Origin of the sequence: Streptomyces sp. NPDC052020, assembly GCF_040680575.1 — a bacterium.
Classification (GTDB): Bacteria; Actinomycetota; Actinomycetes; order Streptomycetales; family Streptomycetaceae; genus Streptomyces.
This window is the reverse complement of record NZ_JBFAWY010000002.1, coordinates 1-15,037: the sequence shown is the minus strand read 5'-3', so window position 1 is coordinate 15,037 and position 15,037 is coordinate 1. Positions and strand designations below refer to the sequence as shown.

The following is a 15,037-nucleotide window of genomic DNA, read 5'->3' as shown; positions in this document are numbered from 1 at the left end:
CCCCCCGTGACGGCTTCCGGCCGCAGGGTGGCGGCGGCCTGCGGCCAGTCTGCGGCGGGCGGCGACACCGGGGGAACCCCTGACTCACCCCCGACACGAGGTGCCGCCACCCCACAAGGGGTCGGGGTGCCCCCACCCCACAGGGGGTCGCGCGGCGGTCCCGCCGCCCGGTGCGGGGCGGGTCTCCGGGGCCGGCGAGCGGAGGGCGAAGCGCCGGAGGAGAGCGGCGGAATCCGTGGATGGCACGGGGGAGCAAGGGAGCCGGGGACGTCCGTTCGGACCAGGCCGGACCCCGCGAGCCCGGCTGGTCCGAGCGGGAGGCCCTCCTAGGGGTGGCAGGAATAGGGGGTTGCGGCGTGGCGGGTGCCCCGCGAAGCATGGTGACCCGAGACGGCGACCGACGGGCCGCAGCGTCCGGCCTCTGTAGGGGGAAGGTTCCAAGGTGAGTGCCAACCGCGTTGACGGCAGCCGGTGGATCCGCCGGTACCACCCGGCGCCGACCGCCGCCGTGCGGCTGGTCTGCCTGCCCCACGCCGGCGGCTCCGCCTCGTACTTCTTCCCCGTCTCCAAGGCGCTGTCCCCCGGCTTCGACGTGCTGGCGGTGCAGTATCCCGGCCGGCAGGACCGGCGGGACGAGCGGTGCGCGGACTCCATCGCCGAGCTCGCGGACGCGGTCACGGCCGAACTGCTCCCGGTGACCGACCGGCCGCTGGTGCTTTTCGGCCACAGCATGGGCGCGACGCTCGCCTTCGAGGTGGCCCGCCGGCTGGAGCGGCGCGGCATCGTGCCGCTGGCGCTGCTGGCCTCGGGCCGGCGGGCGCCCTCCCGCCACCGCGACGAGGGTGTGCACCGCCGCGGCGACGACGAGCTCGTCGCCGAGCTGAAGGCGCTGAGCGGGACGCAGGCGGAGGTGCTCGCCGACGAGGAGCTGCTGCGCATGGTGCTCCCGGCCGTCCGCAGCGACTACAAGGCCGCCGAGACCTACCGCTACGTCGACGGCCCGCCGCTCAGCACGCCGATCCAGGCGCACTTCGGGGTGGACGACCCGCGGGTCAGCCGCGAGGAGGCGGCGGCCTGGGCCGAGCACACGACCGGCCCCTTCGAGCTGCACGGCTACCCCGGCGGCCACTTCTACCTCAACGACGAGGCGCCGCGCCTCATCGAGGCGATCGCCAAGGTGGGGGCGTCGGCCGGCCTGTAGCGGAAGGCGCGGCCCACCGGCAGCCCGGCAGTGTGACGTGCGCGGCTCCCCGCTCACCCGGGCGGGCGCGGCCGCCACGCCGCCGGGCAGTCCGTGACCCCGGTGCCCGGCAGCGGGCCGCCCGCGCCCCGACCGGTCCGGCTTCGCGGTCAACGCCCCGCCGGACCCTTACCTCTTGTCGGCGATCTGGTGGTGCGCGCCCGGTTTCGCCGCGGCGCGGTGCCCGCACCGCCGCCGCTGTCGCGCCGGGGCGGCGGCGCTTAGCCGGGCCGCGAAACGGGCCCGGGATTTCCCCCGTTACTGACAGCCCGTCGACAGCGCCAAGGTAAGAATCTGACTAGAGCATTGCCAAGTCGTGGGGGAACGAACTGCCCTAATAGCACACAAAGAGGCGGTGTTTCTGCACGAACGCGCGGGGTCACTCTCATGCGTGACGGTAAGCACACCCTCAGGTAAAGACCTCATCAAATAGTTTGTGATACCGTTCACGAGAACCCCGGGAGTAGAGTCGGGCGCCCGCCCAGCGGGCCGCCTGGACGAGGCACGCCTCTCCGTTCTCGGGCTAGGGTCGTCCCTCGACGACCGCACCATCCCCACTCAGACTTCGCCGGAGGAGCTGCCGCCATGCAGTCCCACGACGTTCGAACGCTCCTGCACTGCGCATTGCCCACCGTCGCCGCGGGCGCCGTGGGAGTCGCAGTCAGTGCCGCCGTGGCCGGCGGCAAGGGTGCGATCGGCGCCGCGGCCGGCACTCTGCTCGTCGTGCTGTTCATGACCAGTGGTCTCGTCGTGCTGCTGCGCACCGCGCGCTCGCTGCCCCACCTCTTCCAGATGATGGGGCTGCTCGTCTACACGACGCAGATCCTGCTGCTGATGGTCGTCCTGACCACGCTGCGGAGCACGTCCGCGTTCAACCCGAAGTGCTTCGCCTTCACGCTGCTCGCCGCCACCCTGGTGTGGATCGGGGCCCAGGTGCGTGCCCATATGAAGGCCAAGATCCTTTACGTCGAGCCGGATTCCGCCCGGACCACATCGTGACCTGTAGGGCCGGTGTAAAGAGGCCTCTGCTCATTTGCTATGGTCTCGCCACAACTGCGGCAGAGCTGGCGCGGGCGGCAGCCGTGCCTGTGACGCCTCACGGCTCGGAGCCCAGTCGCCGCCCCCATATCCGCAAGTCCAGTCCAGTGCCGTTCCGCGGTCGTGTGCCGCGCCGACACATCGAGGTTGCCGTACCCATGCGCCACGCTGAAGGAGCTCCGGGTGAGTAACGCCAAGATGCTCGCCTTCGAGACCGACTGTCACATCTTCGAAGGGTGCGGTTTCCCGACCCCCGGCCTGCACTCCTTCCTCTTCAAGCCGATGTTCACGGTCGCCGGCATCGAGTTCAACAAGCCGATCTTGCTGGCCCTGTTGAGCACTGTCGTCGTCATCGGGTTCTTCTGGGCCGCTTTCCGCAAGCCGCAGATCATCCCCGGAAAGCTCCAGATGATCGGCGAGGCCGGCTACGACTTCGTGCGTCGCGGCGTCGTCTACGAGACGATCGGCAAGCGGGAGGGCGAGAAGTACGTCCCGCTCATGGTCTCGCTGTTCTTCTTCATCTGGATCATGAACCTGTGGGCGATCATCCCGCTCGCACAGTTCCCGGTCACCTCGGTCATCGCCTTCCCGGCCGGTCTCGCCGCCCTGGTGTACATCCTGTGGGTCAGCCTGACCTTCAAGCGGCACGGCTTCGTCGGGGGCTGGAAGAACATCACCGGCTACGACAAGTCGCTCGGCCCGGTGTTCCCGATGGTCATGTTCTTCGAGTTCCTGTCGAACCTGCTCATCCGGCCCTTCACGCACGCGGTCCGACTCTTCGCCAACATGTTCGCCGGGCACGTGCTGCTGTTGATCTTCACCATCGGCAGCTGGTATCTGCTCAATGGCATCGGCATCGCCTACTCGGCCGTCTCGTTCGTGATGGTCATCGTGATGACGGTCTTCGAGCTCTTCATCCAGGCGCTCCAGGCCTACGTCTTCATCCTCCTGTCCTGCAGCTACATCCAGGGCGCGCTCGCCGAGCACCACTGAGCACCACAGACCCTCGTTCATCCGGTGGCCAACCCCCACCGGCCCATGAATAAAGAAGGAAGAAACGGCATGTCCGCTCTCCAGACCCTCGCCGCGACCAACATCCAGGGCAACTTCGCTGCGATCGGCTACGGCCTGGCTGCCATCGGCCCCGGCATCGGCGTGGGCGTGATCTTCGGTAACGGTACCCAGGCCCTCGCCCGGCAGCCCGAGGCCGCCGGCCTGATCCGCCAGAACCAGATCCTGGGCTTCGTGCTCTGTGAGGCGCTCGCCCTGATCGGTCTGGTCATGGGCTTCGTCTACCCGGTGCCTTCCTGATCCGGTCCCGGCCGACGAGAAACTTCGACGGAAGGAACTGATGTGATCCCGCCCTTGGTACAGCTGGCGGCCGAGGAAGAGGCACAGAACCCTCTCATCCCCGCGATCCCCGAGCTCATCATCGGCCTGATCGCCTTCGCGATCGTCTTCTTCGTCCTGGGCAAGAAGCTCCTTCCGAACATCAACAAGGTTCTGGAGCAGCGTCGCGAGGCCATCGAGGGCGGAATCGAGCAGGCCGACGCCGCGCGGACCGAAGCTCAGAGCGTCCTCGAGCAGTACAAGGCCCAGCTCGCCGAGGCCCGGCACGAGGCCGCGCGTCTGCGCCAGGAGGCGCAGGAGCAGGGCGCCGCGCTCATCGCCGAGATGCGCGCGGAAGGCCAGCGGCAGCGTGAGGAGATCATCGCCGCCGGTCACGCCCAGATCGAGGCCGACCGCAAGGCCGCCGCGTCCTCGCTGCGTCAGGACGTCGGCAAGCTCGCCACCGAGCTGGCCGGCAAGCTCGTCGGCGAGTCCCTCGAGGACCACGCTCGGCAGAGCCGCGTCATCGACCGGTTCCTCGACGAGCTCGACGACAAGGCGACGAAGGCCGAGGCCACGCGATGAACGGAGCGAGCCGCGAGGCCCTGGCAGCCGCGCGCGAGCGTCTCGACGCGCTGACGGACTCCACGTCCGTGGACGCGGCGCGGCTCGCCGACGAGCTGGCCGCCGTCACCGCGCTGCTCGACCGCGAGGTGTCGCTGCGTCGGGTCCTGACCGACCCGGCGCAGTCCGGCGAGGCCAAGGCCGAGCTGGTCCAGCGCCTGCTCGCCACCCAGGTCAGCGGCCCGGCCGCCGACCTGGTGGCCGGCATGGTGCGCTCCCGCTGGTCGCAGTCGCGCGACCTGGTGGACGCGCTGGAGGAGCTGGCGAACACCGCCGACCTCACCGCCGCGCAGAAGGACGGCACGCTCGACGACGTCGAGGACGAGCTGTTCCGGTTCGGCCGGATCGTCTCCGGCAGCACCGAGCTGCGGGCCGCGCTGACCGACCGCAAGGCCACGGCCTCGGCCAAGACCGCGCTGATGCACAGTCTGCTCGGCGGCCGGGCCAAGCCGGGCACCGAGCGTCTGGTCACCCGCCTGGTCACCGCGCCGCGGGGACGTAGCCTTGAGTCAGGACTGGAGTCCCTGTCCAAGCTCGCCGCCGAGCGGCGTGACCGCATGGTCGCCGTCGTCACGTCGGCGGTACCGCTGAGCGACGTGCAGAAGCGGCGCCTGGGCGCCACCCTGGCGAAGCTCTACGGCCGCCAGATGCACCTCAGCCTCGACGTGGACCCCGAGGTCCTCGGCGGGATCCGGGTGCAGGTCGGCGACGAGGTCATCAACGGTTCCATCGCGGACCGCCTCGAGGACGCCGGCCGCCGCCTGGCGAGCTAGCGACAGCGCGGCAACAGAACACGCAGTACGTACTTACGGCCCTGGTTGGGCCGTGCAGAGGATGCAAAGTTTCTGGGGGGAGCCCCCAGATCCCCCAAAGAAACTTCGGGCCCAACAAGGAGAGCAGGGAACTCAGATGGCGGAGCTCACGATCCGGCCGGAGGAGATCCGGGACGCACTGGAGAACTTCGTCCAGTCGTACAAGCCGGACGCGGCCTCGCGCGAGGAGGTCGGTACGGTCACCCTGGCCGGCGACGGCATCGCGAAGGTCGAGGGTCTTCCCTCGGCCATGGCCAACGAGCTGCTGAAGTTCGAGGACGGCACCCTCGGCCTCGCCCTCAACCTCGAGGAGCGCGAGATCGGTGCCATCGTCCTCGGTGAGTTCAGCGGCATCGAGGAGGGCCAGCCGGTCACCCGCACCGGCGAGGTTCTGTCCGTCGCCGTGGGCGAGGGCTACCTGGGCCGCGTGGTCGACCCGCTCGGCAACCCGATCGACGGCCTCGGCGAGATCGAGACCGAGGGCCGCCGTGCCCTCGAACTGCAGGCCCCCACGGTCATGCAGCGCAAGTCGGTGCACGAGCCGATGGAGACGGGCTACAAGGCCGTCGACGCCATGACCCCGATCGGCCGTGGTCAGCGTCAGCTGATCATCGGCGACCGCCAGACCGGCAAGACCGCCCTGGCCGTCGACACGATCATCAACCAGCGTGACAACTGGCGCACCGGCGACCCGAAGAAGCAGGTCCGCTGCATCTACGTCGCCATCGGCCAGAAGGGCTCCACCATCGCGTCGGTCCGCCGCGCGCTGGAGGAGAACGGCGCGCTGGAGTACACGACCATCGTCGCCGCCCCGGCGTCCGACCCGGCCGGCTTCAAGTACCTGGCGCCGTACACCGGCTCGGCCATCGGCCAGCACTGGATGTACCAGGGCAAGCACGTCCTGATCATCTTCGACGACCTGTCGAAGCAGGCCGACGCCTACCGCGCCGTGTCCCTGCTGCTGCGCCGCCCGCCGGGCCGCGAGGCCTACCCGGGTGACGTCTTCTACCTGCACTCCCGGCTGCTGGAGCGCTGCGCCAAGCTCTCCGACGACATGGGTGCCGGCTCGATGACCGGTCTGCCGATCGTCGAGACCAAGGCCAACGACGTCTCGGCGTTCATCCCGACCAACGTCATCTCCATCACCGACGGCCAGTGCTTCCTGGAGTCGGACCTGTTCAACGCCGGTCAGCGCCCCGCGCTGAACGTCGGTATCTCCGTCTCCCGAGTCGGTGGTTCCGCGCAGCACAAGGCGATGCGCCAGGTCTCCGGCCGTCTGCGTGTCGACCTCGCCCAGTTCCGTGAGCTGGAGGCGTTCGCCGCCTTCGGTTCCGACCTGGACGCCGCGTCGAAGGCGCAGCTGGAGCGCGGTCAGCGCATGGTCGAGCTGCTGAAGCAGAACCAGTACGAGCCGATGGCCACCGAGGACCAGGTCGTCTCGATCTGGGCCGGTACCACGGGCCGCATGGACGACGTGCCGGTCGCCGACATCCGCCGCTTCGAGAAGGAGCTGCTGGACTACCTGCACCGCAAGGAGCAGGGTCTGATGACCTCCATCAAGGAGGGCGCCAAGATGTCCGACGACACGATCCAGGCGATCGCCGACGCCGTGGCGGAGTTCAAGAAGCAGTTCGAGACGAGCGACGGCAAGCTGCTCGGCGAGGAAGCCTCGGCCGCTCCGAAGGCGACCAGCGCCTCCAAGTGACGTAAGGAAGGGACCTGACTCATGGGAGCCCAGCTCCGGGTCTACAAGCGTCGCATCCGATCCGTCACCGCGACCAAGAAGATCACGAAGGCGATGGAGATGATCGCCGCCTCGCGCGTCGTCAAGGCGCAGCGCAAGGTGGCGGCCTCCACGCCGTACGCGCGGGAACTGACCCGCGCGGTCACGGCGGTCGGTACCGGTTCGAACACCAGGCATGCGCTGACCACGGAGGCGGAGAACCCGACCCGTGCCGCGGTGCTGCTCCTCACGAGCGACCGCGGCCTGGCCGGCGCCTTCAACTCCAACGCCATCAAGGCGGCGGAGCAGCTGACCGAGCGCCTGGAGCGCGAGGGCAAGCAGGTCGACACGTACATCGTCGGCCGGCGGGGTGTCGCCCACTACAACTTCCGTGAGCGCAAGATCGCGGAGTCGTTCACGGGCTTCACCGACGAGCCCACGTACGCGGACGCCAAGAAGATCGCGGCCCCGCTGATCGAGGCCATCAAGGCGGAGACGGCGGACGGCGGCGTGGACGAACTCCACATCGTCTACACCGAGTTCGTCTCGATGATGACGCAGACGGCGGTCGACTCCCGGATGCTTCCGCTGCGCCTCGAAGAGGTCGCGGAGGAGACCGCCACCAAGGGCGAGATCCTCCCGCTGTACGACTTCGAGCCCTCGGCGGAGGACGTTCTCGACGCCCTGCTGCCGCGCTACGTGGAAAGCCGGATCTACAACGCGCTGCTCCAGTCGGCCGCTTCCAAGCACGCCGCCACGCGGCGCGCGATGAAGTCGGCCACCGACAACGCGGGCGAGCTGATCAACACGCTCTCCCGTCTTGCCAACGCGGCCCGCCAGGCCGAAATCACCCAGGAAATCAGCGAGATCGTCGGTGGCGCGAGCGCTCTGGCCGACGCGACCGCGGGGAGTGACAACTAATGACCACCACTGTTGAGCCGACCGCTCCTGCTGGCGTGGCCACTGGCCGCGTCGCGCGGGTCATCGGCCCGGTCGTCGACGTGGAGTTCCCCGTCGACGCGATGCCGGAGATCTACAACGCGCTGCACGTCGAGGTGGCCGACCCGGCCAACGCCGGCGAGCTGAAGACGCTGACCCTGGAGGTCGCCCAGCACCTGGGTGACGGCCTGGTCCGCACTATCTCCATGCAGCCCACCGACGGCCTGGTCCGCCAGGCCCCGGTGACCGACACGGGCACGGCCATCTCCGTCCCGGTCGGCGACTTCACCAAGGGCAAGGTGTTCAACACCCTCGGTGAGGTGCTGAACGTCGACGAGAGCTACGACGGCGAGCGCTGGCCGATCCACCGCAAGGCGCCCAACTTCGACGAGCTCGAGTCGAAGACCGAGATGTTCGAGACCGGCGTCAAGGTCATCGACCTGCTGACCCCGTACGTCAAGGGCGGCAAGATCGGTCTGTTCGGCGGCGCCGGCGTCGGCAAGACGGTGCTCATCCAGGAGATGATCTACCGCGTTGCCAACAACCACGACGGTGTGTCGGTCTTCGCGGGCGTCGGTGAGCGCACCCGTGAGGGCAACGACCTCATCGACGAGATGAGCGAGTCGGGCGTCATCGACAAGACCGCGCTGGTCTTCGGCCAGATGGACGAGCCCCCGGGCACCCGTCTGCGCGTGGCGCTGGCCGGTCTGACGATGGCGGAGTACTTCCGTGACGTCCAGAAGCAGGACGTGCTGTTCTTCATCGACAACATCTTCCGCTTCACCCAGGCCGGCTCCGAGGTGTCGACCCTGCTCGGCCGTATGCCCTCCGCGGTGGGTTACCAGCCGAACCTGGCCGACGAGATGGGTCTCCTCCAGGAGCGCATCACCTCGACCCGCGGTCACTCGATCACCTCGATGCAGGCGATCTACGTCCCCGCGGACGACCTGACCGACCCGGCTCCGGCCACCACCTTCGCCCACCTCGACGCGACGACGGTTCTGTCCCGTCCGATCTCCGAGAAGGGCATCTACCCGGCCGTGGACCCGCTGGACTCCACGTCCCGGATCCTGGACCCGCGCTACATCTCGGCGGACCACTACAACGCCGCGATGCGCGTGAAGAACATCCTCCAGAAGTACAAGGACCTCCAGGACATCATCGCGATCCTCGGTATCGACGAGCTCGGCGAGGAGGACAAGCTCGTCGTCCACCGTGCCCGTCGCGTGGAGCGCTTCCTGTCCCAGAACACCCACGTGGCCAAGCAGTTCACCGGTGTGGACGGTTCGGACGTGCCGCTGGACGAGTCGATCGCCGCGTTCAACGCGATCTGCGACGGTGAGTACGACCACTTCCCCGAGCAGGCGTTCTTCATGTGCGGTGGTATCGAGGACCTGAAGAAGAACGCGAAGGAGCTGGGCGTCTCCTGAGCCTCGCGCTCTTGAGGAGGGGGCGGGCGCGTCCCGCCCCCTCCTTCACGCCTACTAGACTTGTAACCAACACCCGGCTCCCCCGCCGGGTGGTGACCCGAGGAGCCACCCTTGGCTGCTGAGCTGCACGTCGCGCTGGTCGCCGCCGACCGTGAGGTCTGGTCCGGCCAGGCCACCCTGGTCATCGCGCGCACCACGTCCGGCGACATCGGCGTCATGCCCGGTCACCAGCCGCTGCTCGGTGTGCTGGAGTCGGGCCCGGTGACCATCCGTACGAGTGACGGCGGGACGGTCGTCGCCGCGGTGCACGGCGGTTTCATCTCCTTCGCGGACGACAAGCTGTCGCTGCTGGCCGAGATCGCCGAGCTGTCGGACGAGATCGATGTCCAGCATGTGGAGCGGGAGCTCGAGCGTGCGAAGGCCGAGGGCGACACCGCGGCCGAGCGCCGCGCGGACGTCCGACTGCGTGCGGTGGCGGCGCGCTGACCCACAGCGCTGTGCTATGACGTGACTCAGCCGCGGCTGGGACCGGAGTGATCCGGACCCGGTCGCGGCTGAGGCAGATGTGGGTGATTTTTACGTTCCGTTACCTAGGAGACGAGGAGGTCGGTGCCGATGGTCCTCGCTCTGACTGTGTGCGGAATTGTCGTCGCCCTCGTGGTGGTGGGACTGTTCGTCTTCGGTCTGCGCCGCAGGCTGATCCAGCGGTCCGGCGGCACCTTCGACTGCTCCCTGCGCTGGGACGCGCCCGAGCGGGGCGACGCCGGCGGCAAGGGCTGGGCCTACGGGGTGGCCCGCTACAACGGTGACCGCGTCGAGTGGTTCCGTGTCTTCTCGTACTCCCCCCGCCCGCGCCGCGTCCTGGAGCGCGACTCGATCGAGGTGGCCGGCCGTCGTCTCCCCGAGGGCGAGGAGGAGCTGGCGCTGCTGTCGGACTCCGTGGTCCTGGCCTGTCTGCACCGGGGGACCCGGCTGGAGCTCGCGATGAGTGAGGACGCGCTGACCGGCTTTCTCGCGTGGCTGGAGGCGGCCCCTCCGGGACAGCGGGTGAACGTGGCGTAGGGCTTGTCCGGCACCTCCCCGCCTGCCGTCCGGCGCGCCCTTGGGGGCGGACGACGGGTGGGTGCCGGACAGGCCCTGAGCCGCGTCCGCCCTCCCCGGACGATGCCGGGGAGGGCGGATGTCAGACGGTGTGTGCGGCAGCGTCTTACTTCAGTCCGCTGTCGACGGCGGTGGCCAGTTCGCCGTTGGCGGTGTCACCGCTGAACTCCCAGAAGAAGGCGCCGCCCAGGCCCTGGTTCTTGGCCCACGCCATCTTGGAGCCGATGGTGGCGGGGGTGTCGTAGGACCACCAGTTGGTGCCGCAGTGCGCGTACGCGGTGCCGGCGACGGTGCCGGTGGCCGGGCAGGACGCCTTGAGGACCTTGTAGTCCTCGATGCCCGCCTCGTAGGTGCCCGCCGCCGGGCCGGTGGCGGTGCCGCCGGGCGCGGACTGGGTCACGCCGGTCCAGCCGCGGCCGTAGAAGCCGATGCCGAGCAGCAGCTTGCTCGCCGGGACGCCCTTCGCCTTGAGCTTGGCGATGGCGGAGGCCGAGTTGAAGGCCGGGTTCGGGATGCCGTCGTACGAGGTCAGCGGCGAGTGGGGAGCGGTCGGTCCGGTCTTGTCCCAGGCGCCGAAGTAGTCGTACGTCATCACGTTGTACCAGTCGAGGTACTGGGCCGCGCCGCCGTAGTCGGCCGCGTCGATCTTGCCGCCGCTGGAGGCGTCGGCGGTGATCGCGGCGGTGATCAGGTAGTCCTTGCCGAACTCGGCGCGCAGCGCCTTCGACAGGTTGGTGAAGGCCGCGGGCCCGGAGGTGTCGCAGGTCAGACCGCAGGCGTTCGGGTACTCCCAGTCGATGTCGATGCCGTCGAAGACATCGGCCCAGCGCGGGTCCTCGACGACCTGCTTGCACGAGGCGGCGAAGGCGGCGGGGCTGGCCGCGGCCTGGCCGAAGCCGCCGGAGTAGGTCCAGCCGCCGAAGGAGTACAGCACCTTGATGTGCGGGTACTTCGCCTTCAGCTGGCGCAGCTGGTTGAAGTTGCCGCGCAGCGGCTGGTCCCAGGTGTCGGCGGTGCCGCTGACGGACTGGTCGGCGGTGTAGGACTTCTCGTACGCGGCGAAGGTGTCGTCGACGGTGCACTTGCCGTTCTTGACGTTGCCGAACGCGTAGTTGATGTGCGTGATCTTCGGCGCCGTGCCGGAGGTCACCAGGTTCTTGACGTGGTAGTTGCGGCCGTAGACGCCCCACTCGGTGAAGTAGCCGAGCTTGACCTTCTCGCCGGGCTGCGGGCCGGGCTCGGTGCCGCCACCGGTCGTGCGGACCTTGACCGAGCCGCTGGCCGGGCCGGTCTGGTCGGCGGTGTCACGGGCCCGCACCGAGTACGAGTAGTCGGTGCCGGCGGTCAGGCCGGTGTCCGTGTACGTGGTGCCGGTCACGGTGGCGACCTTGGCGCCGTCGCGCAGCACGTCGTAGTTCTTGACGCCCTTGTCGTCCGTCGCCGCCGACCAGGACAGCTTCACCGAGGTGTCGGTGACGGAGGAGGCGGTGGGGGTGCCGGGCGCGGAGGGGGCCGCGTCACCGGGGACGGAGGTGCCGTCGCAGCTTCCGCCGTTGAGCTTGCAGCCGCTGGGAGAGCCGGTGCCGGAGCCGTTGAAGCCGAAGGTGACGGACGCCCCCGGGGCGAGGGTGCCGTTCCAGCCGAGGTTCTTGGCGGTCCAGTGGTCGCCGGAGTTGGTGACGGTGGCGTCCCAGGCGGAGGTGACCTTGGTGCCGGCCGGGAAGTCCCACTCCACCGTCCAGGAGTTGATGGCGGTGGTGCCGGTGTTCTTCACCGTCCAGCGGCCCTCGAAGCCGGAGCCCCAGTCCGATGCCTTGGTGTAGGTGGCCGTGGCGCTGGTCGCCGCCTGGGCGGGGCTGGCGAGGCCGACCAGACCGGCCAGGGGGAGTGCCAGGGTCGCGAACCCTGCCGCCGCTCTGTGCCTGAAGCGCATGGTGCGCCTCCTTATGTGGGGATGTCGCGGGGATGTCGTGGGCGTGACTGAGCATCAGGCCCGCAGTGCCGCGAGAATAGAAAGGTCTGGACCACCGGTCAATAGGTCTGGACCTTTGTTCCGGTCGCGGAACTAGATCCCCAACTCCTGAGCGAGCACCGCCGCTTGCACCCGGCTGCGCAGCCCCAGCTTGCCCAGCAGGCGGCTGACGTGCGTCTTCACGGTCGCCTCGGCCATGTCCAGGCGGTCGGCGATGGCGGCGTTGGACAGTCCCTCGCCCAGGCACGACAGCACCTCGCATTCGCGCCGTGTGAGGGACTCCAGAACGGCCGGATCGGCGGACGACTCCCGGGCGGCCGCCCCCGCCGCGAACTCGGCGATCAGACGCCGGGTGACGGCCGGGGCGACGATCCCCTCCCCGCGTGCCACCGTGCGCACCGCCTCGATCAGATCCCGGGCCTCGGTGTTCTTCAGCAGGAATCCGGCGGCCCCCGCGCGCAGGGCCCCGAAGACGTACTCGTCGAGGTCGAACGTGGTCAGCACCAGCACGTCGGCCCATTGCTCCGCCACCACCTGCCGGGTCGCCGACACGCCGTCCAGCCGGGGCATCTGCACGTCCATCAGGACCAGGTCGGGCCGCAGCGCCCGGGCGAGCGCCACCGCCCGCTCGCCGTCCGCCGCCTCGCCCACCACCTCGATGTCGGGCGCGCTGTCCAGGATGAGCACCAGCCCGGCGCGCACGGCGGCCTGGTCCTCGGCGACCAGGACCCGGACGGGTCGGTTCATGGGAGATCTCCTTCGGTCAGGGGCAGAGCGGCACGGACCGCCCAGATCATGCCGTCCGCCGACGCTTCGGGCCCGGCCTCGAAGGTGCCGCGCAGCAGCGCGACCCGCTCCCGCATGCCGACCAGTCCGGCGCCCGAACCGGGGGCGCGCGGGGTGTCCCGGTCGCCGTACGGGCTGGTGACGGTCACGTCCAGCAGGCCGTCGCCGCTGGTCAGCGACACCCTGACCGGTCCTGGTGGGGCGTGCTTGAGGGCGTTGGTCAGCGACTCCTGCACGATCCGGTAGGCGGCCAGTTCCACCGGGGCCGGGACGGGACCGTGCCGGGCCTCGCAGACGACGTCGAGCCCGTTGGCGCGGGCACCGTCGACCAGGGCGCCGAGGCCGTCCAGGGTGGGGGAGGCGGCCGGTCCGGCGCCGCCGGCGTCCCGCAGGATGCCGATGAGCCGCCGCATCTCCGCCAGTCCCTCGACGCTGTTCTGGCGGATGACCTCCAGCGCCCGGCGGGTCGTCGCCGGGTCGTCCAGGGACAGCGCGGCCGTGGAGTGGATGGCGATGGCGGACAGGTGGTTGGCGACCATGTCGTGCAACTCGCGCGCCATCCGGGACCGTTCCGCGGTGACCGCCTGGACGCGGTCCATCTCGGCGAGCAGCGCCGTCTGCTCGGCGCGCAGCCGGGCGGCGTCGGCGGCCTCGCGGTGGTTGCGGACGATCAGACCGGTGGCCGCCGGGCCGAAGGCCACGACCCCGACCGCCACCCCGATCAGCAGCGCCTCGGGCACCCGCCACACCGCGAACGGCACCACCGTCGCGGCCACCGACAGCAGCCCGGTGATCCACGGTATGCGGCGCGCCGAGGCGGGCGGGCCGTACAGGACGGCCGCGTACATCACGTCGGTGAACATCAGGACCGTGACCAGGCTGCCCTGCGTGACCGTGTCGAGCGCCAGGGCGGCCGTGGCCGTCAGCAGGGCGGTGCGCGGGGCGGCCCGGCGCAGCAGCTCGCACCCGGCCATCACCGCCAGGGGCACGAGGAGCGGCCAGCGGCCGTCGAAGAGCACGATCGGCTCGTCGGCCGGCCGGGTGCCCAGGCCGATGCCCCACAGCAGCACTCCGCCGAGCAGCCCGCCGAGCGCGGCACAGGCGTCGAAGCGGTGCGGGCGGGGGAGTCGTACGGCCATGGACCCATCCAACACGGGGGCCGCCCCGCCCGCCTGATCCCCGGGAAGGGTCCCGCACTGCATCCTTCGATGTACCGCGGGTTCGTCACCCGCGACGACGTATCCGGCCGCCGTCCACGGGAGCCTGGAAGGGTGACCGAGAGGAGCGAACCGTGATCGTCACCCTGATCGTCGCCTGCGAGATCGGCTTCTGGGTGCTGCTGGCGGCCGGTGTCACCTTCCGCTACCTGCTGAAGATGCCGCGCACGGGCCTGGCCCTGCTGCTGTGCGAGCCGCTGCTGGAGGTCGTGCTGCTGGTCGTCACCGCGGTCGACCTGAAGAACGGCGCCGATCCGAGCTGGAAGCACGGCCTGGCGGCGCTGTACATCGGGTACACCGTCGGTCACGGGCACCGCACGGTGAAGTGGCTCGACGGCCACGCCGCGCACCGCCTCGGCGGCGGCCCGAAACCGGCCGGACCCCCGCGGTACGGCATGGCCCGCGCCCGCCACGAGGGCTCGGTCTGGCTGGGCACGCTGCTGGCGGCGGCGGTGGCGACCGGTCTGCTCCAGCTCGCCGTCTGGTACGTGGGCGACCCGGGCCGGACCACCTCGCTGGAGAGCTGGCAGGCCACGGCCTGGCGGGCGGCGGGCATCCACGGGCTGATCGCGCTGTCGTACGCGATCTGGCCGAAGAAGGGGCCCGCGGACCGGTCGCCGGAGCCGTCCGCGCCGCACGGGGCGCGGAAGACGCGGGAGCGCGAGGGGGCGCGCCGGTGAGTGCGACGTCGAGGCGTCCGCCGGGTGGCACGCCGCCGCCGGTGGCCCTCACCCGGGTGAGGCCGCGCCACGTCTCGGCCCTGCTCGTCGTCCCGGTCGACGGCGGACGCGACTACCGCGGCCTGGCCTCCCCCGTGTCCGGCATG

15 protein-coding genes are annotated in these 15,037 nt (G+C 70.1%); 12 read left to right on the top strand and 3 right to left on the bottom strand.

The window, feature by feature from the left end; all coding sequences use genetic code 11:
• Window positions 1-442 precede the first annotated feature (442 nt).
• From AB0L74_RS01970 to AB0L74_RS01920, 11 genes are all read left to right on the top strand, one after another.
• On the top strand, window positions 443-1,201 hold the full coding sequence (locus AB0L74_RS01970; RefSeq protein ID WP_365644543.1) for an alpha/beta fold hydrolase: 759 nt from the start codon (window positions 443-445) through the stop codon (window positions 1,199-1,201).
• Window positions 1,202-1,825: 624 nt separating this feature from the next.
• Complete coding sequence (locus AB0L74_RS01965) at window positions 1,826-2,239, top strand: hypothetical protein (RefSeq protein WP_365644541.1); 414 nt, start codon at window positions 1,826-1,828, stop codon at window positions 2,237-2,239.
• A 237-nt stretch (window positions 2,240-2,476) separates the two neighbouring features.
• Window positions 2,477-3,271 (top strand): F0F1 ATP synthase subunit A, encoded by a 795-nt coding sequence (gene atpB / locus AB0L74_RS01960; RefSeq protein ID WP_365645063.1) that lies wholly within the window; start codon window positions 2,477-2,479, stop codon window positions 3,269-3,271.
• Between the two features lie 69 nt (window positions 3,272-3,340).
• Entirely contained in the window at window positions 3,341-3,589 is a 249-nt protein-coding gene (locus tag AB0L74_RS01955) for an ATP synthase subunit C (RefSeq protein WP_029382919.1), read from the top strand.
• Between the two features lie 45 nt (window positions 3,590-3,634).
• A complete protein-coding gene (locus tag AB0L74_RS01950) occupies window positions 3,635-4,192 on the top strand; it encodes a F0F1 ATP synthase subunit B (protein WP_365645061.1) in 558 nt (185 codons plus the stop codon).
• Window positions 4,189-5,004 carry a F0F1 ATP synthase subunit delta gene (locus AB0L74_RS01945; RefSeq protein WP_365644538.1) on the top strand — a complete coding sequence of 272 codons (816 nt, stop codon included), beginning with the start codon at window positions 4,189-4,191 and terminating at the stop codon, window positions 5,002-5,004. Before AB0L74_RS01950 ends, AB0L74_RS01945 begins: the two co-directional genes overlap by 4 nt.
• Window positions 5,005-5,140: 136 nt before the next feature.
• A complete protein-coding gene (gene atpA / locus AB0L74_RS01940; RefSeq protein WP_365644535.1) occupies window positions 5,141-6,748 on the top strand; it encodes a F0F1 ATP synthase subunit alpha in 1,608 nt (535 codons plus the stop codon).
• A gap of 21 nt (window positions 6,749-6,769) precedes the next feature.
• On the top strand, window positions 6,770-7,687 hold the full coding sequence (locus AB0L74_RS01935) for a F0F1 ATP synthase subunit gamma (RefSeq protein ID WP_365644532.1): 918 nt from the start codon (window positions 6,770-6,772) through the stop codon (window positions 7,685-7,687).
• Window positions 7,687-9,135, top strand: a complete 1,449-nt coding sequence (atpD, locus tag AB0L74_RS01930; RefSeq protein WP_365644529.1) for a F0F1 ATP synthase subunit beta — start codon at window positions 7,687-7,689, stop codon at window positions 9,133-9,135. Before AB0L74_RS01935 ends, atpD begins: the two co-directional genes overlap by 1 nt.
• 111 nt (window positions 9,136-9,246) lie before the next feature.
• A complete protein-coding gene (locus AB0L74_RS01925; RefSeq protein WP_365644526.1) occupies window positions 9,247-9,621 on the top strand; it encodes a F0F1 ATP synthase subunit epsilon in 375 nt (124 codons plus the stop codon).
• Between the two features lie 129 nt (window positions 9,622-9,750).
• Window positions 9,751-10,197: a DUF2550 domain-containing protein gene (locus tag AB0L74_RS01920; protein WP_365644523.1), complete on the top strand. Its 447-nt coding sequence runs from the start codon at window positions 9,751-9,753 to the stop codon at window positions 10,195-10,197.
• 145 nt (window positions 10,198-10,342) lie between these two features.
• Here AB0L74_RS01920 and AB0L74_RS01915 read toward each other — a convergent pair whose 3' ends face one another.
• From AB0L74_RS01915 to AB0L74_RS01905, 3 genes are all read right to left on the bottom strand, one after another.
• Window positions 10,343-12,169 (bottom strand): glycoside hydrolase family 18 chitinase, encoded by a 1,827-nt coding sequence (locus AB0L74_RS01915; protein WP_365644520.1) that lies wholly within the window; start codon window positions 12,167-12,169, stop codon window positions 10,343-10,345.
• Window positions 12,170-12,301: 132 nt separating this feature from the next.
• The gene (locus AB0L74_RS01910) at window positions 12,302-12,955 is read right to left on the bottom strand and encodes a response regulator transcription factor (protein WP_365644517.1); all 654 of its coding nucleotides are present in this window, start codon (window positions 12,953-12,955) and stop codon (window positions 12,302-12,304) included.
• Entirely contained in the window at window positions 12,952-14,133 is a 1,182-nt protein-coding gene (locus AB0L74_RS01905) for a histidine kinase (RefSeq protein ID WP_365644514.1), read from the bottom strand. The genes AB0L74_RS01910 and AB0L74_RS01905 overlap by 4 nt, the downstream gene beginning before the upstream one ends.
• 152 nt (window positions 14,134-14,285) lie before the next feature.
• On the opposite strand from AB0L74_RS01905, the gene AB0L74_RS01900 reads away from it, so the two are divergent.
• On the top strand, window positions 14,286-14,891 hold the full coding sequence (locus tag AB0L74_RS01900) for a hypothetical protein (protein WP_365644511.1): 606 nt from the start codon (window positions 14,286-14,288) through the stop codon (window positions 14,889-14,891).
• Window positions 14,892-15,037: the final 146 nt, after the last annotated feature.